Annotated in this window: 22 protein-coding genes; 7 read left to right on the top strand and 15 right to left on the bottom strand. The window is 69.5% G+C overall.

Features of this window, described 5'->3' with window-relative positions; all coding sequences use genetic code 11:
* Positions 1-48 precede the first annotated feature (48 nt).
* A complete protein-coding gene (hppD, locus tag OHA10_RS20110; RefSeq protein WP_371407773.1) occupies positions 49-1,251 on the bottom strand; it encodes a 4-hydroxyphenylpyruvate dioxygenase in 1,203 nt (400 codons plus the stop codon).
* A gap of 149 nt (positions 1,252-1,400) precedes the next feature.
* Here hppD and OHA10_RS20105 point away from each other — a divergent pair, with 149 nt between their 5' ends.
* The gene (locus tag OHA10_RS20105; RefSeq protein ID WP_371407772.1) at positions 1,401-1,892 is read left to right on the top strand and encodes an Lrp/AsnC family transcriptional regulator; all 492 of its coding nucleotides are present in this window, start codon (positions 1,401-1,403) and stop codon (positions 1,890-1,892) included.
* A gap of 23 nt (positions 1,893-1,915) precedes the next feature.
* On the opposite strand, the gene OHA10_RS20100 is transcribed toward OHA10_RS20105, so the two are convergent.
* A complete protein-coding gene (locus OHA10_RS20100) occupies positions 1,916-2,560 on the bottom strand; it encodes an IclR family transcriptional regulator (protein WP_130444922.1) in 645 nt (214 codons plus the stop codon).
* A 55-nt stretch (positions 2,561-2,615) separates the two neighbouring features.
* Between OHA10_RS20100 and OHA10_RS20095 the strand changes: the two genes are divergently transcribed.
* On the top strand, positions 2,616-3,365 hold the full coding sequence (locus OHA10_RS20095; protein ID WP_371407771.1) for a hypothetical protein: 750 nt from the start codon (positions 2,616-2,618) through the stop codon (positions 3,363-3,365).
* Positions 3,366-3,372: 7 nt separating this feature from the next.
* On the opposite strand, the gene OHA10_RS20090 is transcribed toward OHA10_RS20095, so the two are convergent.
* Together OHA10_RS20090 and OHA10_RS20085 are read right to left on the bottom strand one after the other, a co-directional pair.
* Entirely contained in the window at positions 3,373-4,605 is a 1,233-nt protein-coding gene (locus OHA10_RS20090) for an MFS transporter (RefSeq protein ID WP_371407770.1), read from the bottom strand.
* A 29-nt stretch (positions 4,606-4,634) separates the two neighbouring features.
* Positions 4,635-5,396 (bottom strand): phytanoyl-CoA dioxygenase family protein, encoded by a 762-nt coding sequence (locus OHA10_RS20085; RefSeq protein WP_371407769.1) that lies wholly within the window; start codon positions 5,394-5,396, stop codon positions 4,635-4,637.
* Positions 5,397-5,483: 87 nt separating this feature from the next.
* On the opposite strand from OHA10_RS20085, the gene OHA10_RS20080 reads away from it, so the two are divergent.
* Positions 5,484-6,182: a helix-turn-helix domain-containing protein gene (locus OHA10_RS20080; RefSeq protein ID WP_371407768.1), complete on the top strand. Its 699-nt coding sequence runs from the start codon at positions 5,484-5,486 to the stop codon at positions 6,180-6,182.
* Positions 6,179-6,727 (top strand): NUDIX hydrolase family protein, encoded by a 549-nt coding sequence (locus tag OHA10_RS20075; RefSeq protein WP_134104901.1) that lies wholly within the window; start codon positions 6,179-6,181, stop codon positions 6,725-6,727. The genes OHA10_RS20080 and OHA10_RS20075 overlap by 4 nt, the downstream gene beginning before the upstream one ends.
* Positions 6,728-6,794: 67 nt before the next feature.
* Here OHA10_RS20075 and OHA10_RS20070 read toward each other — a convergent pair whose 3' ends face one another.
* Positions 6,795-7,517, bottom strand: a complete 723-nt coding sequence (locus OHA10_RS20070; protein WP_371407767.1) for an SDR family oxidoreductase — start codon at positions 7,515-7,517, stop codon at positions 6,795-6,797.
* 102 nt (positions 7,518-7,619) lie between these two features.
* On the opposite strand from OHA10_RS20070, the gene OHA10_RS20065 reads away from it, so the two are divergent.
* Complete coding sequence (locus OHA10_RS20065; RefSeq protein ID WP_371407766.1) at positions 7,620-8,462, top strand: helix-turn-helix transcriptional regulator; 843 nt, start codon at positions 7,620-7,622, stop codon at positions 8,460-8,462.
* A gap of 176 nt (positions 8,463-8,638) precedes the next feature.
* On the opposite strand, the gene OHA10_RS20060 is transcribed toward OHA10_RS20065, so the two are convergent.
* Positions 8,639-10,429 (bottom strand): DEAD/DEAH box helicase, encoded by a 1,791-nt coding sequence (locus OHA10_RS20060; protein ID WP_371407765.1) that lies wholly within the window; start codon positions 10,427-10,429, stop codon positions 8,639-8,641.
* A 148-nt stretch (positions 10,430-10,577) separates the two neighbouring features.
* Here OHA10_RS20060 and OHA10_RS20055 point away from each other — a divergent pair, with 148 nt between their 5' ends.
* Positions 10,578-10,847: a DUF3039 domain-containing protein gene (locus OHA10_RS20055; protein ID WP_371407764.1), complete on the top strand. Its 270-nt coding sequence runs from the start codon at positions 10,578-10,580 to the stop codon at positions 10,845-10,847.
* Positions 10,848-10,859: 12 nt separating this feature from the next.
* Here the strand turns inward: OHA10_RS20055 and OHA10_RS20050 are convergent, their stop codons facing one another.
* The 9 genes from OHA10_RS20050 to OHA10_RS20010 all read right to left on the bottom strand — a co-directional run bounded on the left by OHA10_RS20050 (position 10,860) and on the right by OHA10_RS20010 (position 19,626).
* Entirely contained in the window at positions 10,860-11,417 is a 558-nt protein-coding gene (locus tag OHA10_RS20050) for a YqgE/AlgH family protein (RefSeq protein ID WP_371407763.1), read from the bottom strand.
* A gap of 7 nt (positions 11,418-11,424) precedes the next feature.
* On the bottom strand, positions 11,425-11,802 hold the full coding sequence (locus OHA10_RS20045; protein WP_371407762.1) for a VanZ family protein: 378 nt from the start codon (positions 11,800-11,802) through the stop codon (positions 11,425-11,427).
* On the bottom strand, positions 11,799-13,226 hold the full coding sequence (locus OHA10_RS20040) for an NAD-dependent malic enzyme (protein ID WP_371407761.1): 1,428 nt from the start codon (positions 13,224-13,226) through the stop codon (positions 11,799-11,801). The genes OHA10_RS20045 and OHA10_RS20040 overlap by 4 nt, the downstream gene beginning before the upstream one ends.
* A 60-nt stretch (positions 13,227-13,286) precedes the next feature.
* A complete protein-coding gene (locus OHA10_RS20035; protein ID WP_371407760.1) occupies positions 13,287-14,438 on the bottom strand; it encodes a CaiB/BaiF CoA transferase family protein in 1,152 nt (383 codons plus the stop codon).
* Positions 14,439-14,484: 46 nt separating this feature from the next.
* A complete protein-coding gene (locus OHA10_RS20030) occupies positions 14,485-15,084 on the bottom strand; it encodes a TetR/AcrR family transcriptional regulator (protein ID WP_371407759.1) in 600 nt (199 codons plus the stop codon).
* Between the two features lie 22 nt (positions 15,085-15,106).
* Positions 15,107-15,946: an NAD(P)-dependent oxidoreductase gene (locus OHA10_RS20025; protein WP_371407758.1), complete on the bottom strand. Its 840-nt coding sequence runs from the start codon at positions 15,944-15,946 to the stop codon at positions 15,107-15,109.
* A 6-nt stretch (positions 15,947-15,952) separates the two neighbouring features.
* Positions 15,953-16,660, bottom strand: a complete 708-nt coding sequence (locus OHA10_RS20020) for an SDR family NAD(P)-dependent oxidoreductase (protein ID WP_371407757.1) — start codon at positions 16,658-16,660, stop codon at positions 15,953-15,955.
* An 81-nt stretch (positions 16,661-16,741) separates the two neighbouring features.
* Positions 16,742-17,806 carry an alpha/beta fold hydrolase gene (locus OHA10_RS20015; RefSeq protein WP_371407756.1) on the bottom strand — a complete coding sequence of 355 codons (1,065 nt, stop codon included), beginning with the start codon at positions 17,804-17,806 and terminating at the stop codon, positions 16,742-16,744.
* Positions 17,803-19,626, bottom strand: a complete 1,824-nt coding sequence (locus OHA10_RS20010; RefSeq protein ID WP_371407755.1) for a hypothetical protein — start codon at positions 19,624-19,626, stop codon at positions 17,803-17,805. The genes OHA10_RS20015 and OHA10_RS20010 overlap by 4 nt, the downstream gene beginning before the upstream one ends.
* A gap of 79 nt (positions 19,627-19,705) precedes the next feature.
* Here OHA10_RS20010 and OHA10_RS20005 point away from each other — a divergent pair, with 79 nt between their 5' ends.
* Complete coding sequence (locus OHA10_RS20005) at positions 19,706-20,446, top strand: MerR family transcriptional regulator (RefSeq protein WP_371407754.1); 741 nt, start codon at positions 19,706-19,708, stop codon at positions 20,444-20,446.
* The last annotated feature ends 17 nt before the right edge of the window (positions 20,447-20,463 follow it).

Genomic DNA, 20,463 nt, shown 5'->3' with positions numbered 1-20,463 from the left:
GCCGTGTTCAGTTGCATCCGGCAAGGTTCTCGGCGTGCCGGGCCGGGCTCAGAGGTTGCCGCGTCGCTCTTGTTCGCGCTCGATCGCCTCGAACAGCGCCTTGAAGTTGCCCTTGCCGAAGCCGAGCGAGCCGTGTCGCTCGATGAGTTCGTAGAAGACCGTCGGGCGGTCGCCGATCGGTGCGGTGAAGATCTGCAGCAGGTAGCCGTCCTCGTCCCGGTCGACCAGGATGCCGCGGGACTGCAGCTCCTCGATCGGTACGCGCACGTTGCCGATCCGGGACCGCAGCTCCGGGTCTTCGTAGTACGAATCGGGGGTGTTGAGGAACTCGACGCCGTTGGCCCGCATGATGTCGACGGTGCGCAGGATGTCGTTGGTCGCGAGCGCGATGTGCTGCGCGCCGGCGCCGTCGTAGAACTCCAGGAACTCGTCGATCTGCGACTTCTTCTTCGCCACCGCCGGCTCGTTCAGCGGGAACTTCACCCGGTGGTTGCCGTTGGCGACGACCTTGCTCATCAGCGCCGAGTAGTCGGTGGCGATGTCGTCACCGATGAACTCCGCCATGTTCACGAAGCCCATGACTTTGTTGTAGAAGGCAACCCACTCGTCCATCTTGCCGAGCTCGACGTTGCCGACGACGTGGTCGACCGCCTGGAACAGCCGCTTCGGGTGCCCCTCGGGACGGGTCACCTGGGTGGTCGCCGCGACGAAGCCGGGCAGGTACGGGCCGTCGTACTTGCTGCGGTCGATCAGGGTGTGCCGGGTGTCGCCGTACGCCGCGATCGCCGCGCGCCGGATCGTGCCGTGCTCGTCGGCGACGTCGTTCGGCTCCTCGAGGACGACCGCGCCGACCTTGCGGGCGTGCTCGATGCACTTGTCCACGTCCGGGACCTCGAGGGCGAGGTCGGAAACGCCGTCGCCGTGCCTGCGGTGGTGGTCGAGCAGCGGGCTCTTCGGGCTCACGCCGCCGGAGATGACGAAGCGGCCGGAGCCGGACTTGAGGACGTAGGACTTGCTGTCCTTACTGCCGGTCTCGGGACCGGAGTACGCGACCAGGTCCATGCCGAACGCGAGCTGGTACCACTTCGCGGTCTGGGTGGCGTTGCCGACCACGAACACCACGGCGTCCATCGCGGTGACCGGGAACGGGTCGGTGCTCTCGTCGTACGGCACCAGGCCGACGAGCTGCTTGAGCTGGTCGAGGTCGAGATCGGCGTCGAGCTCTGCGGGGGTGAGGTCGGTGCTGGTCATCGGGGTCCTCCGAGGTCGGGGTCGTGCCCTGAGCCTCGCCGGGGGCGACAGGTTGCGCAACAGTTCGTTGTTTCACTGCACAACCTGCACAGTAAGATGGGCCGACGACTGGGCTATTTGGTCAGGCTGACTATTGACGGAGGGGTCGTATGTCGGTTGATGCGCTGGACGGGAAGATCCTGCGGCTGTTCGCGGCCGAGCCGCGGGTCGGCGTACTCGAGGCGTCGCGGCGGCTCGGGGTCGCGCGCGGCACCGTGCAGGCGCGGCTCGACCGGTTGCAGCGCGACGGCGTGGTGCGCGGGTGGGGGCCGGACATCGACACGACCGCGATCGGCTACCCGGTGACGGCGTTCGCGACGCTGCAGATCGAGCAGGGCTCAGGTCACACGACGGTCGCCGAGGCGCTGGCCCGCATCCCCGAAGTACTCGAGGTCCACACGATCACCGGCGCCGAGGACCTCTGGTGCCGCATCGTCGCCCGCTCCAACGCCGACCTCCAACGCGTGATCGACCAGGTAGTCATCGTCCGAGGCATCCAAAGAGCCTCCACCGTGATCGCCCTCGCCGAACAAATCCCCCACCGAGTCCTTCCCCTGGTCGAGGCAGCCACCCACCACCCCCAGTCCCATTTACCTGGCTGACCAGGCAAATGGCGGTGGGCGGGTCAGGCGAGGCGTTTGGCTACTTCTACGGCGGCTCGGGCTACTCGGGGGCCGACGAAGTCCCGGTCGAGTTTGCCCAGGACGACCACGCCGATGGAGGCTTCGACGCCTGGTACGCCGAGGACCGGGGAGGAGACGCCTTGGGCGCCTGCTTGGAGTTCGCCTGAGGTGACGACGAAGGGGCGGCCGGCGGGGTCGGGCTTGCGGCGGCCGGCGAGGATCGCCTTTCCTGCGGCGCCCTGGTCGAGCGCATGGCGGGAGCCCATCCGGTAGGACACGTGGAAGTCGGTCCAGCTGGGCTCGATGACCGCGATCGCGAGCGCCTCCTCACCGTCCGCGACAGTCAGGTGTGCCGTCGCACCGGTGTCCTCGGCGAGCGAACGCAGTACCGGAAGAGCGGCGTCCCGCAATGTCGGCTGCACGCGCCGGCTGTAGTGCAGTACGGCGAGACCCAGCCGCGCCCGCCCCTCGCTGTCACGACGCACCAGCCGATGCAGCTCGAGTGTGTTCACCAGGCGGTAGACGACCGTCCGGCTGACCCCGAGCGCGGCGGCCAGTTCGGTGATCGACAGACCGTCCGGCGCGTCCGCGAGCAACTCGAGGACGGTCAGTCCCCGGTCCAGCGTCTGCGAGGTCTCGGCGGGCACGTTGCAAGGGTATCCGTTATTCGGGCGCGGACCGATGGCCCCGTATCTTGCTGCCGTGCGAAATTACTGGTCGCTGCTGCCTGCCGTCCTCGTGGCCGTGGTGCTGATCCTGGTCTATGCCGTTCCGACCCTGATCAATCCGCAGTGGACGAGCTCGATCATGGCCCTGTTCCGCACCGCTCCGATCCCCGCCGACGCCACCCCGGAGGAGGCCCGGCGCGCAGCCGGCGTCCTCGGTCCGCAGCAACTGAAGAGCCGTCGGATGCTCGCCGTCGCACTGGTCGTCGGCGCACTGATCATGGTCGGCTTCAACATCTCGTTCAACCGTGAGGCGGTCGGCTGCTACAAGGCCGCGAAGGCGTTCGGCGCGATCGACGGCCCGGGCGCGAAGGACCCGTGCGTCGACATGGTCTTCGGCACCTTCCTCGGCGACGGCAAGGGCCCGAGCACGGAGAAGACCCCGCAACCCGTGCAGAACTACCAGCTGATCAAGGGCAACAAACCGGCGTACCTGAAGTGGATCCAGAACGCCCCGAAGTACGACGAGGGCGACCTGCTGATCGGGACCGGCATCTCCTGCGCGGGCGATCTGCGGGTCGACGAGCAGGAGGACAAGGTGATGGTGTTCGTCGACGTCGACACCCCGTGTCCGCCGGAGGACAACGCCTCGCTGACCGCGTTCAAGCTGAAGAAGCCGCTCGGTGACCGCAAGCTGGTGACCGTCGGCGACAAGCCGATGACCGAGATCAACCCGGACCTGGACTCCTGGTTCACGGTGCTGAAGAAGCTCGCGACCGGCGGCTGACCAGGCGCTAGCTGAGCGCGCGGGTCTGCGAGTCGTACACCCGGAACGGCCGGTTCCGCGCGAGCAGGATCAGCAGGCCGGTGATGCAGACGGCGGCGCCTCCGAGCAGCGCGATCGTGGGGCTGGTCAACGACGCCGTCGTACCCGCGACGAAGTCCCCGAGCCTCGGCCCACCGGCCACGACGACGATGAAGACGCCCTGCAGCCGTCCGCGCATCGCATCCGGCGCCGCGGACTGCAGCACCGTGTTCCGGTACGCCGAACTCACCATGTCGGCCGCACCGGACATCGCGAGCAGCGCCACCCCGAGCCAGATCGTCCGCGACAAGCCGAACAGCCCGACGGCCGCGGCGTACGCCGAGATCGCCAGCACGATCGCCACGCCCTGACGGCGCACCCGGGTCACCCAGCCGGAGAAGATCACGCCGATCAGTGCCCCGATCGCCGGCGCGGCCTGCAGCAGACCGACCGTCCGAACGCCGCCACCGAAGAACGCCCCCGCCACCGCCGGGAACAACGCCCGCGGCTGGGCGAACACCATCGCGAGGATGTCCGCGAGGAACGTCGCGAGCAGCGCCGGCGCGGCCCGCAGGAACGTGAACCCCTCCAGCACCGACCGCAGTCCCGCCCGCCGGATCGCACCGGTCGGCGGCACCGCCGGCAGCCGGAACAGCGCGTAGAGCGCCGCGGTGAACGTGATCACGTCGACCAGGTACGCCGCCGCGAACCCGTGCCAGGCGATCACCGCCGCACCGAGCAGCGGCCCGGCGGTGAAGCCCAGGTTGAACGCGGCCTGGCTGAGCGTGTTCGCGGCCGGCAGCAGCTCGGGGCGGATCAGCCGCGGGATGATCGCGGACCGCGCCGGGTTGTTGACCGCGAAGCACGCCGACTGACACGCGACGACGGCGTACAGCACCCAGACCTTGCCCCAGTCCAGATGCGACTGGAGCACCAGGACCATCGACAGCAGCCACAACCCGGCCGACGAGACGAGCGAGAGGATGCGGCGGTCGATCGCGTCGGCCATCGCCCCGCCGTACAGCCCGAAGACGACCAGCGGGACCAGTGAGAACAACCCGACGAGCCCGACCGAGAAGGTCGAATGCGTGATCGCGTACACCTGGATCGACACGGTCACCGCGGTCATCTGCTGACCGAGCTGCGACACCGTCGACCCGACCCACAGCCGCCGGAAATCGGCGGACTCACGCAACGGGCGGATGTCGGTGAGCAGACGCACAACGACAACTTATGTCACGCGGTGAAACATTAAACAGTCGGGAACAGTTCGTGCTCGAGTGGTGCGCCGACGGTCAGGCCGAGGCCGTCGGTGACCACGTGACCGGCGCCGGTGTAGGTCGCCTCGGCGTCGAAGTAGATGTTGACGTGCGCGATCCGCGGGTCGTCGGTGAGGTTCGGCGTCGCCGAGTGCGCGAGGTAGGCGTTGTGGAAGGTGCAGTCGCCGGCCTGCAGCGGGATCGTCAGCCGCTCCTCCCAGCGCAGGTCGGGCGCGGCCCGGAACAGGTCGTCGCGGTCGGACAGATCCTGACTGCGCAGGTTCTGGTGGTCCTGCGATCCGGGGATGAACGTCATGCACCCACGCTCGACCGGTACGTCGACCAGCGCGATCCACGCCGACAGCGAGGCCCGGGAACCGGCATGCGGCCAGTACGGCGCGTCCTGGTGGAACTCGGTCGCCGCGCCGTTGTGCGGCGGCTTGATCAGCACCTGGTCGTGCCAGATCCGCAGCGGTACGCCGGCCAGCGCGGTCGCCGCCGCGGCGAGCCGCGGGTCGAGGGTGAGCTCACGCAGTACGTCGTTCTCACGCCAGACGTTGACGTACTGGTTGAAGATCTTCGACTCCTTGAACAGGTCGTCGACCTTCTCGGTCGCGGCGACGGCGGCGTCCGCGAACCGGGCCGCCTCCTCGCGGCCGATGATGTTTTTGATCCGCACCACGCCGTCGCGGCGATAGGCGGAAATCGTCTCTTCGTCGAGCGTGAGCGGTGTCGTAGGCTCGGTCGTGGTCATCGGCGTGCTCCTGGATTCCGTTGACGGGAAGGTGATTCCAGGCTCGCGGTTCGCCGCTGCCGTGGACAGGCAGTGGTTGACCAGGACTTGACTGATCTTGACCTCCTGGAGGCGGTCGTGCACAACGTGCTGAGCAGCGCGGTGTTCCCGGACCCGCGATTGCCGGTCGCCGGCGAGCGGCTGGAGCTGGTCGCCGATGTCGCCGTCCACAGCCACGCGTTCTTCGAGATCGCGGTGGTCGTTGCGGGGCGCGGTGTGCATGTGTCGGCCGCGGGCGAGGTCGAGCTGGCGCCGGACTCGGTGGTGGTACTGCGGCCCGGCGAGTGGCACGGGTACGTCGACTGCGCCGGCCTGGTCGTCCGCAACGCTTACCTCGGGCCGGACGTGTTCGGGCTCCTCTCCGGCGCGCTCGTCCCGGGCGCCTCACCCGGCACGCAGGCGCCGGCGCATCCCGCCGTACAGCATGCGATGCGTCTCCTGGAGGCTGACCTCGCCGAGCCTTGGACACTGGAACAGCTCGGTGCACGCGTCAACCTCGCCCCCGGGTACCTGATCCGGCTCTTCGGCAAGTCCGTCGGCATGTCCCCGATGGCCTACCTGAACCGCATCCGCGCCGAGCGCGCCGCCGGTCTCCTGATCGAGACCGAACTACCGGTCGCCACCATCGGCGCCCAGGTCGGCTGGCACGACCCCAGCCACGCGACCAGAAGATTCCGCTCAACATTCGGACTGAGTCCATCCCAGTACAGGTCCGCTTTCAGGCCTTACGCGAAGATGTGCTCATGACGTCGTCGTTGCAAACGCCTGACCCGAATCCTGGTTGGCTGTCCGAGTTCGCGCTCGCCGAGACCCGTACGCGGGTCCCGATCCTGTACGTCGAGGCCGTCCCGGCCCGGGTCGACGCCCTCGGCCAGATCGAGCACATCGGGGTCCTGCTGCGGACCTCGGCCGCGACCGGCGAGATCATCCGCACACTGGTCTCCGGCCGGGTCATGCACAACGAGTCGATCCGCGACGCGCTGCAGCGCAACATCGAGAAGGACCTCGGCCCGGCCGCGTTCCCGCGCCTGCCCGCGACGCTCGTGCCGGTCACGGTCGCGGAGTACTTCCCCTTCCCCGGCGTGACCCCGCTGCACGACCCGCGCCAGCACGCGGTCGCCCTCGTGTACGTCGTCCCCGTGACCGGCGAATGCAACCCGCGCCAGGACGCCCTCGAGCTCACCTGGCTCACCCCCGAGGAAGCCTTGGCGCCGAGCCTCCTGAACGACCTCGAGGGCGGCCGCGGCCAGCTCCTCAAGCAGGCCCTCGCCTGGTCCGGCGCGATCGTCTGACGCTCAGCCGGACGCGAGCCGGGCGCCGGCGGCGATGCGCTTCGCCGGCGCCCGGCTGCGGCGTGGGCTACCAGGCGAGGCGGCCTTCTTCGGCATACACCTGCCCCGTCGGCCCATCGGCGCCCAGCGTCGCGAGCCGGACGGCGACCGCCGCGCCCTGCGCCGGCGTACGCGCCGCGCTCCATCCACCCATGTCGGTGGCGCAGTTCCCCGGATCAGCGCCGTTGACCAGGACGCCCGTGCCGCGGAGTTCGTTGGCGAGCATGACCGTGACCATGTTCACCGCCGCCTTCGACGAGTTGTAGCCGAGCGTCAGCACCGTCGACATCCGCGACTCCGGATCCCCGACCTGCTCGAACGACGCCAGCGACGTGGACAGGTTCACGATCCGGGCGTCCTCGGCAAGCAGCGGCAGGAACGCCTGGGTCACCCGCACGAGCCCCAGCACATTCGTCTCGAACGCCTCCCGCAGTACGCCGGCTCCGATCCGCGACACCGCATCGTCCCCCTCCGGGATGATCGCCGCGTTGTTGATCAGCACGTCCAACCGCCCGTACGCCGCGTCGACCCGCTCGGCCGCCGCCCGCACCGACGCCTCGTCCGTGACCTCCAGCTGGATCCCGACCGCATCGAGGCCCTCGGCAACCAGTTCCTTCACCGCGAGCTCGCCGCGCTCGACGTCCCGCGACCCGACCAGCACGGTGAACCCGGCCCGCCCGAGCTGCCGCGCGATCTCCTTGCCGATGCCCTTGTTGGCGCCCGTGACGAGCGCGATCCTGTTCGTGTTCATGCCCTCAACGCTCGGGCGGATCGGGCGCCCCAGGCAGAGCGGGCCGACCCTGGGATCGGCAGTCCCTGGTTGGGCCTGCACCCCGGCTGCGATCCTGGGATCGTGGATCGCGACGGACTGGCCGAGTTCCTCCGGGTACGCCGGGAGGCGCTGCACCCGAGCGATGTCGGCCTGCCCGCAGGACTGCGCCGCCGTACGCCGGGTCTGCGGCGGGAGGAGGTGGCGAGCCTCGCGACCATGTCGACCGACTACTACACCCGCCTCGAGCAGGGCCGCGGCCCGCGCCCGTCACGACCCGTTCTGACCGGGCTGGCCCGGGCGCTGCGGTTGTCCGACGACGAGCGCGATCACCTGTTCCGGCTGGCCGGCGAGCAGCCCGGTCCGCCGCCCGGACCGCCTGCCGACGTGCGGTCCGGCGTACTGCGGATGCTCGCGCGACTCGACGCTCCCGGGCTGGTGCTGGACGCGAAGTACGACGTACTCGCCTGGAATCCGTTGGCCGCGGCGCTGATCACGGACTTCTCCGCGTTGCCGCCGCGCGAGCGGAACCTGCTGCGGCTGCGATTCCTGACCGATCGGCAGACCGAGCTGTTCGGCGAGGAGGCGACGCAGGAGTTCGCGCGCGAAGCCGCGGCGGATCTGCGCGCGGCGACCAGCACCTACCCGGACGACCCGGAGATCGCGCGACTGGTGCGCGACCTGCTCGACGGCAGCCCGGAGTTCGCGGAGATCTGGGCCCGGCACGAGGTCGGGCGGCAGCAGTCGCTGTGCCAGACGATCTTCCATCCGCAGGTCGGCCGGATCGACGTGATCTGCGAGGTCCTGGTCGTCCCCGAGCGCGATCAGCGGGTTGTGCTCTACACCGCCGAGCCCGGATCGGAGTCCGATCAGGCGATCCGGCTGCTGGACGTGATCGGCATCCAGGAGTTGACAACCCGCTCCTGATCAAGCGACAGGTCGGACCAGACCAACCACGGGACCCGCAGTCGTGCCCATCGTTCCGCATGATGGGTTATCCCCTCGTGTTGCTCCTTCCCCGCTCGTATGCACAGGGAGAAGGAGCAACACGCGCGGATAACCCCCGAAGTGGCCGTCGGTCGGAGCGGCGTGGGCGGGGCGGGTCAGGCGCGACGCTGAGTGGCCCAGTCGCGGATCAGCTCGATCCGCTCCTTCAGCTGGATGGAGGACGCGTGGGCGGCCGCGGGGCCGCCGAGTTTGCGACGCAGGTCGTTGTGGATGACGCCGTGCGGCTGGCCGGTGCGGTGGTGCCAGGCGGCGACCAGGCCGTTCAGCTCGCGGCGCAGGAGCGCGATCTGCTCGTGGGTGGCCAGCTCGGTGGGTGTCGGGTCCTCGCGGTCGCTCGTCGTCCGGGACGACTTCTTCTGAGCGGCCAGCGACTTCTGCTGACGCTTGTGCAGCAGTTCGCGGACCTGGTCCGGCTCGAGCAGACCCGGCAGGCCGAGGAAGTCCAGCTCCTCGTCCGACGCCTGGTCGCCGCCGGTGCCGTAGTCGCCGCCGTCGAACACCACCCGGTCGAAGCTCGCGTCCGACCCGAGTGCCTCGAAGTTCCCCTCGAGTTCGTCGCTGGCGCCCTCGGTCTGGTTCGCCTGCTTCAGCAGGTCGTCCTCGAGCGCGAAGATGTCGCCGTCCTCGTTGCTGTTCTTCCGGCCGAGGACGTGGTCTCGCTCGACCTCCATCTCGGCCGCGAAGCCGAGCAGCCGGGTCACCGACGGCACGAACACCGAGGCCGTCTCGCCCCGCTTCCGCGCCCGCACGAACCGGCCGACCGCCTGCGCGAAGAACAGCGGCGTCGAGGTCGGCGTCGCGTAGACCCCGACGGCGAGCCGAGGTACGTCGACGCCTTCGGAGACCATCCGCACGGCGACCATCCAGCGGGAGTCGCCCTCGGAGAACCTCTGGATCTTCTTGCTCGCCGCCTTCTCGTCGGACAGCACGACGGTCGGCGCCTCGCCGGTCAGCTCCCGGATGGTCTTGGCGTACGCGCGGGCCGTGTTCTGGTCGCCGGAGATCACCAGTGCACCGGCGTCCGGCATGTGCCGCCGTACTTCGGTCAACCGCTTGTCCGCGGCGGCCAGGACGGCCGGCATCCACTCGCCGGCCGGGTCCAGCGCGGTCCGCAGCGCCTGCGCGGTCAGGTCCTTGGTCAGCGGCTCACCCAGTCGCGCGGCGACCTCGTCACCGGCCTTGGTCCGCCAGCGCATCTCGCCGGAGTACGACATGAAGATGACGGGGCGTACGACGTGATCCCGCAGCGCGTGGCCGTACCCGTAGGTGTAGTCCGCCTTGCTCCGGGCGACGCCGTCGTGCGCCGTTTCGTACGTGACGAACGGGATCGGGTTGTCGTCGCTGCGGAACGGCGTACCGGTCAGGCAGAGCCGGCGCGCGGCGGGCTCGAACGCCTCGCGGACACCGTCACCCCAGCTGAGCGCGTCACCGCCGTGGTGCACCTCGTCCAGGATCACGAGGGTCTTGAACCGCTCGGTCCGGACGCGGAACGCGAGCGGGTTGACCGCGACCCCGGCGTACGTCACCGCGACGCCCTGGAAGTCCTTGTTGGTCTTGCCGCGCCGCCCGGCGAACGCGGGGTCGATCGCGATCCCGGCCCGGTCGGCGGCCTCGGCCCACTGGACCTTGAGGTGCTCGGTCGGCGTGACCACGGTGATCCGCTCGATCACCCGCCGGTGCAGCAGCTCGGCGGCCACGGTCAGCGCGAACGTGGTCTTACCGGCACCGGGCGTCGCGACCGCGAGGAAGTCCCGCGGGTTGGTGTCGAGATAGAGCTTCAGCGCCTCGGACTGCCATGCGCGCAGCTTGCTCGCGGTACCCCACGCTGCACGCTCCGGATACGCCGGTGGCAGGACGGCTGGCGCGGCGGGCAGATGCGAATCCACGGACGGCGTACTCCCCCGATAGTCGACTGTCGGCCGTGCAGGAACGTTACCTGACGGATGTGACAACCGTCGTACGGCATGTCGGGGTACGGGCAGTCTGTGGATAAAGTTCCCGGATCGCCTGGCCGGACGTCATACACTCGGGGGTATGAGTACTCAGCTGACCCCGGGTGCGGAGACGGTTGTCGATGAGCGCACGCAGCCGCTGGAAGGCGGGGACCACGAGCGGTTCTCGCACTACGTGCCGAAGGACAAGCTGACCGAGGCGATGGTGATGGGCACCCCGGTGGTGGCCCTGTGCGGCAAGGTCTGGGTGCCGAGCCGCGACCCGGAGCGCTTCCCGGTCTGCCCGGAGTGCAAGGAGATCTGGGACTCGCTGAACCCGGGTGACGGGGACGGCGACGGCGGCGGCGAGTAGGGCCCGCCCGGCTCAGTTCATCGTGGGGTCGTCGGGGTACGTCGCCAGGTAGGCCATCTGGTCGTTCTGGCGGCGCAGGACCCGGCGCCACAGCGTCTCCGGGTCGTGGCCGAACACGTCCTCGGTCACCGACTCCACGACGTACCAGGCGCCCTCGGCGATCTCGCCCTCCAGCTGACCGCTGGACCAGCCGGCGTACCCGGCGAAGATCCGCATCCGGCTGATCGCGCCCTCGAGCAGCACCGGCGGTACGTCGAGGTCGACCAGCCCGATCCGGCCGAAGCATCCGCGCCAGCCGGGCGGGTCCGCGGACTCGACCACCTCGGCGACCGCGAGCGCGCTGTCGGTCCCGACCGGGCCGCCCATGAACAGCACGCCGGGCTCGTCCACGGTCGTCGACCAGTCCGGCAGCACCTGGTTCACCGCGAGATCGGCGGCGCGGTTCACCACCACCCCCAGTGCGCCGTCGTCGTCGTGGTCCAGCAGCAGGATCACCGACCGGCGGAAGGGCGGTTCGTCGAGCAACGGGGTCGCCACCAGCAGCGAACCGGTCAGGGTCGAGACCGTCATACCTCCATCATGGCGTACGACGGTTCGCTCTGAACCCGATCCAGGCACCGATCGCAACACCGGCCAGATCCGCGAGCGCGTCGAGCGGGTCCCCGTCGCGCTGCGGCAGCAGCCAGTGCTGCACCAGCTCGCTGACGATCGCGTTCGCGGCCAGTGCTCCCAGCAACCATCGCGCCGGTACGCCGACCTTCAGCCCGGTGAACGCGACCGCCGCGAACAGGAAGGCGTGCGCGATCTTGTCGATCTGCGGGATGCCGACGTGCGGACCCGCCTCACGCGGCGAGTAGACGCCGTACAGCTGCAGCGCCACCGCCGCGACGAACGCGATCCGCCACAGCCAGACCTTCCGTCCCGCCTTCGTCTCCTCGGCCACTTCCACGGTCACGCCGGAGTGTCGTCCGGGTAGGTCTCGTGCGCCGGCGCCTTGCCGCCGGCCGCGTCGCGGACGGCATGCGCGACGCGGGTGTGCACCTCGGGGTGGAAGACGCTCGGCACGATGTACGTCGCGTTCAGCTCCTCGTCGGTGACGACACCGGCGAGCGCCTTCGCGGCGGCCAGCTCCATGTCGACCGAGACCTTCGAGGACTGCGCGTCGAGCAGACCGCGGAACACGCCCGGGAACACCAGCACGTTGTTGATCTGGTTCGGGTAGTCGCTGCGACCGGTCGCGACCACGGCCGCGTGCTCACCGGCCTCGCCAGGGTCGACCTCGGGCACCGGGTTCGCCAGCGCGAACACGATCGAGTCCTGGTTCATCGTGGCGATGTCGGCGCCGTCGAGGATGTTCGGCGCGGAGACGCCGATGAACACGTCGGCGCCCGCCAGCGCACCCTTCAGATTCCCGCTGTACTTCGCCGCGTTGGTGTTCTCGGCGATCCAGCGCAGCTCCGGCGACAGGCCCGCGCGCTCGGTGTGGATGACGCCGTCCACGTCCGCGACGACGGCGTCCTTCACCCCCGCGGCGAGCAGCAGCTTGAGGATCGCCGTACCGGCCGCGCCGGCGCCGGACAGCACCACGCGAACGTTCGTGATGTCCTTGCTGACCACGCGCAACGCGTTGTAGAGCGCAGCCAGTACGACGACCGCCGTACCGTGCTGGTCGTCGTGGAAGACCGGGATGTCGAGCTCCTCGCGCAGCCGGGCCTCGATCTCGAAGCAGCGCGGCGCGGAGATGTCCTCCAGGTTGATTCCGGCGAACCCGGGGGCGATCGCCTTCACGATCTGGACGATCGCGTCCGGGTCCTGGGTGTCCAGGCACAGCGGCCACGCGTCGATCCCGGCGAACCGCTTGAACAGCGCGGCCTTGCCCTCCATCACCGGCAGCGCGGCCTTCGGGCCGATGTTGCCGAGACCCAGTACGGCGGAACCGTCGGTGACGACCGCGACGCTGTTGCGCTTGATCGTCAGCCGGCGCGCGTCGTCCGGGTTGGCCGCGATCGCCAGACAGACCCGCGCGACACCCGGCGTGTAGATCATCGACAGGTCGTCACGGTTGCGGATCGGGTGCTTGGCCTCCATCGAGATCTTGCCGCCGAGGTGCATCAGGAACGTCCGGTCCGAGACCCGGCCGATCTCGACGCCCGGCACGGCCCGCATCGCCTCGACCAGCCGGCCGGCGTGCTCGGTGTCGGCCGCGGCGCAGGTGACGTCGATCCGCAGCCGCTCGTGGCCGGACGCGGTCACGTCGAGTGCGGTGACCAGACCGCCGGCCTGCTCGACCGCGGTCGTCAGCTTGCTCACCGTCGAGCCACCCGCAGGCACCTCGAGGCGAACGGTGATGGAGTACGAAACACTCGGCAAGGCAGTCACGCGGGTGATCCTCTCACGCCACTGGTAAGGCCCGGAGGTTACGTACGTAAAGTTCCCGGCTCAGGCATCCTCGTCCAGCCAGGCCCGGACCGACTCGTCGTGCTCGCCCAGTCGCGGGGGTGGCAGGTTGGTTTCGCGGGCGCCGGCGTACGGGTTGTCGTCGAAGCGGAGCGGTGGGCCGGGGAGTTGGATGGTGCCGAGGGTCGGGTGGTCGACGTCGATCAGCAGGCCCTGGGACAGCGTCTGGTCCCACTCGTACACCTGCTGGAAGTCGCGGACCTTGCCGGCCGGGATGCCCTTCTCCGCAAGGCGTTCCAGCCACACGTCGGCCGGCTGGGCGGCGAATGCCTGCTCGATCGCCGCGGTCAAGGCGTCCCGGTGGGCGACCCGTTGCGAGTTGACGGCGAACCGCTCGTCGGCCGGATCGAGCCCGACGATCGGCGCGAACGTCCGCCACTGCCCCTCGCTCCCGACCGCGACCTGGATGCTGGTGTCGGCGGTGCGATACATGCCGTACGGCGCGATCTGCGCGTGGTGATTGCCGACCCGTTCAGGCAACTGGTGCGCGACCGTCCACTTCGTCCCGTGGAAGGCGTGGACGCCGACCACCGACGCGAGCAGGCTCGTCCGTACGACGCGGCCCTTGCCGGTGATCGAGCGCTCGTGCAATGCGGCCAGCGCGCCGTACGCGCCGTACATCCCGGCCAGCAGATCCGCGATCGGGGCGCCGACCTTCGTCGGTTCGACTGCGCCGGTGATGCTCATCAGACCGCCCTCGCCCTGCGCGATCTGGTCGTACCCGGCACGCCCGCCGTCCGGCCCGTCGTGCCCGAAGCCGGTGATCGACAGGATCACCAACCCGGGGTTGAGCTCGTGCAGGCGCTCGGTGGAGAACCCGAGCCGGTCGAGTACGCCCGGGCGGAAGTTCTCGATCAGTACGTCGGCCTTGCGGACCAGCTTGGTCAGGAAGTCCTTGCCCGCGGCCGATTTGAGGTCGGCGGTCACCGATTCCTTGTTCCGGTTCGCGGACAGGTAGTACGTCGACTCGCCCTCGACGAACGGCGGACCCCAGCCGCGGCTGTCGTCCCCGCCGTCCGGGGTCTCGACCTTGATCACCCGGGCGCCGAGGTCCCCGAGCATCATCGCCGCGTGCGGACCCGCGAGCGCACGGGTCAGGTCCACGACCACGACATCGGAGAGAAGGTTCTGCACGGCGCCACCCTAGGCGAGTTGCCGTCAGCCGGCCGTGACGCTGTTCTCACCCACGCGGCTCGACCACACTCCGCACGGCGGCCAGCAGCGCGGCCCGATGCTCACCCAGGCGATCGGCGTCCTCGCCGGCCGCCGCCCGCAGCCCCGCCGGCGCACTCAACCAGCTCTCGGTCATCCGCAGCACGATCGCGAACAGGTCCACCGCCGGGATGTCGGCCCGCAACCGCCCTTCGCGCTGCGCGGCCTCGACCAGCTCGACCCGCTCGCGATAACTCGCCAACTCCGCCTCGGTCGCCTCGGCTCGTTCGAACCCACGCCAGATGGCGATCCGCCGAGCCGCCGGATTGGCCAGGACATAGTCGAACCGGCTGGCCGCGAACGCAGTCAGATCCCCTTCGCCCAGCGGAACGGCCTTGACCACCGCACGCGCCTGCTCGTCCACGACCGCGTCGAACAGCGCGTCCTTGTCCCCGAAGTACACGTAGATGAGCCTCTTGTTGACTCCCGCGCGCTCGGCGATGCGGTCGATCCGGGCACCGGCGAGTCCGTACTCCGCGAATTCCTCGGTCGCGGCTTGCAGCAGCAGCGCCTTGGTCGCCCCGGAATCGCGGGGACGCCGTTTGCGCTCAGCGGTCGGCTCGGCCATGCGGTTCACCCTCTCATCTCTGTCACGCACCGACGATCGCGGTCAGCTCGTCCAGCCCCCGAGCGCCGCCGACGGCCCGCTGGATCACCTCGTGCGCCTGGTCGCCCAGCGCACCGACCGCTCCGCTGAACAGCTCCATGTCGATGAGCTCCAGCGGCTGCAGGTGATGCACGTTCGCGGATGTGATCGAGGGCCCGATCGCCTGCAACGCGAAGCTGCTCGCCGACCCGGAGCGCAGTACGTCGAGCAGCGGCTGGATCGGCAACTCCAGCGCCTGCGCCAGGTGCATCACCTCGAGGACGTTCTGGTGGTTCATCATCATCAAGGTGTTGTTGAACAGCTTGCCGTACTGACCCGATCCGGCCGGGCCGACGTGGATGACCTCCTTGGAGAAGGTCCGGAAGATCGGCGTGAGCTGCTCGACGACCCGCGCGTCGCCGCCGGCGATCGTGGTGAGCTGCCGGGCCAGGGCGACCGTGTGGCCGCCGCTGACAGGGGCATCCACCACCTCGACGCCGTACGGCTTGGCGAGCCGGGCCAGCTCGCGCGCGGCCTGTGGCAGGCCGGTGCCGTGGTTCACCAGCACCGAGCCGCGTCGCAGGTTCGCCAGCAGGCCGCCGTCGACCGCGACCTGCAGATTGTCGGCGTCCTCGCGCAGACAGAGTCCGACGATGTCGACGGCGGCGGCCAGTTCGGCGATGCCCGGCTGGACGGTGAAGGCATGGCCGTCGAGGACAGCCAGCGACTCGGGCCGCCGGGCCCAGACGTGCAGCGGGTAGCCGCCCTCAGCGATCGCTTGGGCGATCGGGGCGCCCTGGTCACCGAGGCCGATGAAACCGACCCTGGGCTTGGTATCGGACATGACGGTTCACCAGGCCAGCCGGCCGGCGGCGTCGAAGAACTGGCCGGTCGGTCCGTCCGGGCCGAGCTGTGCCAGCCGGACGACGACCTCCGCGCCCTCCTCGACGGTCTGCGTCCCGGAGTTGTGGTTCAGGTCGGTCTTGGTGAAACCCGGGTCGGCCGCGTTGATCCGGACACCTGGGTACGCCTTCGCGTACTGCACGGTGATCACGTTGACTGCCGCCTTCGACGCCGGGTACTCGACGGCCGGGTAGAAGCGGGCCGGGGACTCCGGATCGGCAATCCCCCGCACCAGCGACAGGCCACTGCTGACGTTGACCACGACCGGCGCTTCGGAGCGCTGCAGCAGCGGCAGGAACGCGTGCAGGGTGCGGACCTGGCCGAACACGTTGGTCTCGAACACGCTGCGCATGCTGTCGGCGGTGACCTCGGCGACCGGGATGAAGCCGCCGTCGGCCGCGCGCGGCTCGACACCGGCGTTGTTGACCAGGACGTCCAGGCCGCCGTCGGCCTCGATGGCCTTGGCCGCGGCCTCGACCGAGTCGTCGTCGGAGACGTCGAGCTGGACGAAGCGGGCGCCCAGCGTGTCGGCGGCGGCGCGACCACGGTCGGCGTCGCGCGCTCCGACGTACACGGTGTGGCCGGCGGCGACGAGCTGCCGCGCGGTCTCATAGCCGATGCCCTTGTTCGCGCCGGTGATCAGGACTGTGGACATGATGCGCTCTCCTTCAAGGAAGTAACTAACTGGATATATACAGCGTGACGCGATCCAGGACATAAGTCAATAGTTAGTTACTTAGCGGGCCTTGCGAGCGAGCGAGGCGAGCCGGTGGGTGACGTCGCGAGGACGTTCCTGCATGAGCATGTGGCCGGCGCCGGGGTACATCCACAGGCGCGCGCTGGGAAGCTGCGAGGCGATCCGGTTCGCGTGCCGCGGCGGGAGGAGACGGTCGCGGGTCCCATGCATGATCTCCACGGGCACCTGGTCGAGCACCTTCAGCGCATCGCCGCGCTCGTGCTCCATCATCGTCTCGAAGAACCCCAGGTACGACGGACCCGGCACGATCGCCAGGTCCTGCAGGAACAGCTCGATCTCCGCCGGATCCGCGTGCTTCCCGAACACCACCTGCCGCAAAGCCGGCGCCTGCAAGCTCGCAGCTACCGCCGCCGCCCGCCGCCGCGCCGCGGCCAACCGCGCCGCCCGATGCGTACCGGGCCTCCCGCCGTCGCCGAGCACGCTCGCTCCCGCGCCGGCAGCTCCTGCGCCGTCCTTTTCCGCGGCGCCGTCCTCACCCACGGCTGCAGCGGCTGCGGCAGCTCTGCGTGCCGCTCGTTTCTCCGCTCTGACCCCGACAGCGTTCAGCACCCGGGGAGCGATTCGGGCTGCCGCAGGGTCGAAGCGGGGTGGTATACCAAGCGCGCCCTCGGTCAGATGCCCGGACGTCGTGCTGACCAGCGCGGCCGCGCGGATCCGCGAACCGAACAGCTCCGGGTACTGATCCGCGGCGGCCATCAACGTCATGCCGCCCATCGAGTGCCCGGCGTACACGACCGGCCCGCCGCCGACGACCTCGTCCAGCACCGTCACCATGTCGTCGGCGAGCTGATCGAGCCGCATCGACCCAGCCGGTGCTGCGTCGGATCGCCCATGCCCGCGATGGTCGTAGGTGACGACCCGCACGGCGTCCGGCCCGAGGACCTCCGGCAGCTTCTCGACCTGGTTGTGCCACGACCGCGTCGAACACGTCCACCCGTGCACGAGCAGCACCGTCACCGGCGCGTCAGCCGGCCCGGTCACCTCGACGTTCAGCCGTACTCCGTCCCGGGCTGTAATGCCGGACCGCTCCAACTGGATCGTCACGCAATCTCCCGTTCCCGTTCGCCGGCGGCCAGGTGAGCCGCACGCGCCCGCCCGCCGCGAGCACCACGCCCGACCAGCCAGGCGATCCCGATGATCTCGAGCAGTCCGACCACAGCGAGCAGTGCATACCCGGCGTTCCACATCCATCGTGGCACGTCGGTCTTCTCCTCGCGCCGCAGGATCTGCTGCTCGTTGACGAACTCGACCGCCTGCCCGTTCGACACCTGCACCGCGGGCTTCTCGATCGCCGCATCCTCCGGCGCGTACACCCAGGCCGCCACCATGTCCCGCTGTCCCTGGTGCAGCCGGATCATCGACTTCCACTTCCCGTACATCGGCAGCGCGGCCGCCGACCGGTACGTGCCGTCGGCAACCTTCTCCATCGGCTGGTATACCAAACCGCCGCCCTGCCAGGCCAGCGCCTCGAACCACCGCGCGCCATCGACAGCGTCCGCCGGCGACATCGTGATCGTGACGTACGCCGTGGGCTCGGCCCCCGTGGCCACCCGCTCCAACGACACCACGCCCGAGACACCCGGGCCCGCCGACCGCGGCACGCAGAAGAACACCGTCGCCACGACCGCGACCAGCCCGACCGCGCCGAGTTGGTGCGTACGCCGTACCGCGACCGGCCGGATGTGCTTGATCCCGACGGCCCGCTCCTCGCCGGCAACCTCGGCGTACCGCGTCGCGAGCCACGCGCCGACCAGACCGGCCCCGGTTCCGACGATCACGCCGTACCCGAGCGCGGACGGCAGCATCGACGACGGCCAGGCGATCGGCATCCAGACCTGACTCCAGGCGTACTCCGCGATCACGCCGACAGTCCCGATCAACGCACCGGCGGCCGCACCAAGGCGGAAGCGATTCTTGTTGCCCAGGGCAGATGCCGCCAGCTCGACCAGAACCGCCTCGACGATCAGTAACGGGAAATGCCCGACGATCTGCCCCAGCGGCTCCGCCACCGCCCAGGCGATCCCGCCGCGGATGATCAGGTAGACCGCCAGCGCGGCGAACGCCGTACCCGGACCGCGTCGCGCCCGCAGGATCGTGAACCCGAGCGCCGCTCCGAAAACGATCAGGATCGGCTGTAAAACAAGGGGAAACTGCGGCACGCCGTAGTTGAACTCGGTGCTGAACAGGTCCCATGCGATCAACAGCGCACCGACCGACACGATCTCCTGGAACAACCGGCGCTTGTTCGGTCCGACCAACTGCTCGACCTCGGCGATCGCGAGCAGCCGCGCGAAGATCGAGAAGACCACGCCGCCGATCATCAGCAGGTGCGTCGGTCCCCAGAGCGTGACATCCTCACCGAACAGCCGGTGCCACACGTCGTCGAGCGGGAAGCCGACCAGCGCGAACGTCCCGCAGACCGTGACGAGCGCGGCGCTGCACGGGATCCGCCAGCCCTTGGTCAGCTTGATCGTGCGCGCCGGCAGCGGCTTGCCCGCCAGTGCGATCGGCAGCACGCCCGAGATGATCACACCGAGGATGCCGAAGAAGATCGGATAGTGCGCCGCCGTACCGAACGGGCCGGTGTCGCGGCCGCGGTCGATGTGGATCGCGATGTCCCACCACACCCCGAACGCGCAGGCCAGCAGCGAGACCGCGTGCAGATACGGCGTCAGTGCGGCCCATCGGGGGACTCCGTCCAGTCTCCCGATGGTGTCCGCAAACCTACCTACCAGCGTGACGTGTCCGGTCCGTTCCCGCCACAGCAGCGCGGCGAGTGCGAGGTATACCAAACCCACGACGCCGGTGACGATCGCGATCTGGTCGAAACTCACCGTGCCGGTGGTCGCCAGCGGGATCGCCATCGAGACTCCTTACATCAGACATGCGCCATGCTTGATGTTACATCTACTATGTAACGTGGAGTCTGGAAGACTGTCAAGGGTGGAAGAGGAGCTCACTGTCGACCAACTGGCCGCCAAGGTCGGGATGACGGTCCGCAACGTGCGTGCGTACGCCGGGCGCGGGCTGATCCCGCCGCCGCGGCTGGTCGGCCGGACCGGGTACTACGGCAACGATCACGTGGCCCGGCTGACCCTGGTCCGGGAGCTGCTCGACAAGGGCTACACGCTGGCTGCGGTCGAGCGGATGCTCGGCGAGCTGCCCGACGGCGCGCTCGCGCTCGGGGTCTTCGAGACCCTCGTCAACCCGTGGACGCCGACCGAGCCTGAGGTGCTCGACGGTGAACAGCTCGCCGACCGGGCCGGCGTGGCGTACGACCCGGCCGTGATCGAACGGCTGGTCGAGCTGGGCATCGCGGAGCGGCTGGAGGACGGCCGGCTCCGGATCCCGAACTCGGACCTGCTCCGCACCGGCCTCGAGGTGATCAAGCTCGGCGTCCCGATGGAAGCGATCTTCGAGATGCTGCCCAAGCTGTTCGCGCAGGCCGACGCGGTCGCGAAGACGTATGTCGAGCTGTTCCGCTCCACCGTCTGGCGCGACTTCACCAACGCCGGCATGCCCGCCGACGGCTGGCCGGAGATCCAGCGAACGCTCGAAGGAATCATCCCGCTGGCCGGCCAGGCGCTGGTCGCGGCGTTCCGCGAGGCGATGGCCCGCGAGATCGAACAGGTCGCCTACGAGGAACTCGGCGTCGACCCGAAGGCCCTCCCCTCCACCGGCTGATCCACCTGCTGATCCAC

Origin of the sequence: Kribbella sp. NBC_00662, assembly GCF_041430295.1 — a bacterium.
Taxonomy (GTDB): domain Bacteria; phylum Actinomycetota; class Actinomycetes; order Propionibacteriales; family Kribbellaceae; genus Kribbella.
Note: the sequence above shows the minus strand (reverse complement) of the source record. Positions and strands in the feature narration are given on the sequence as shown.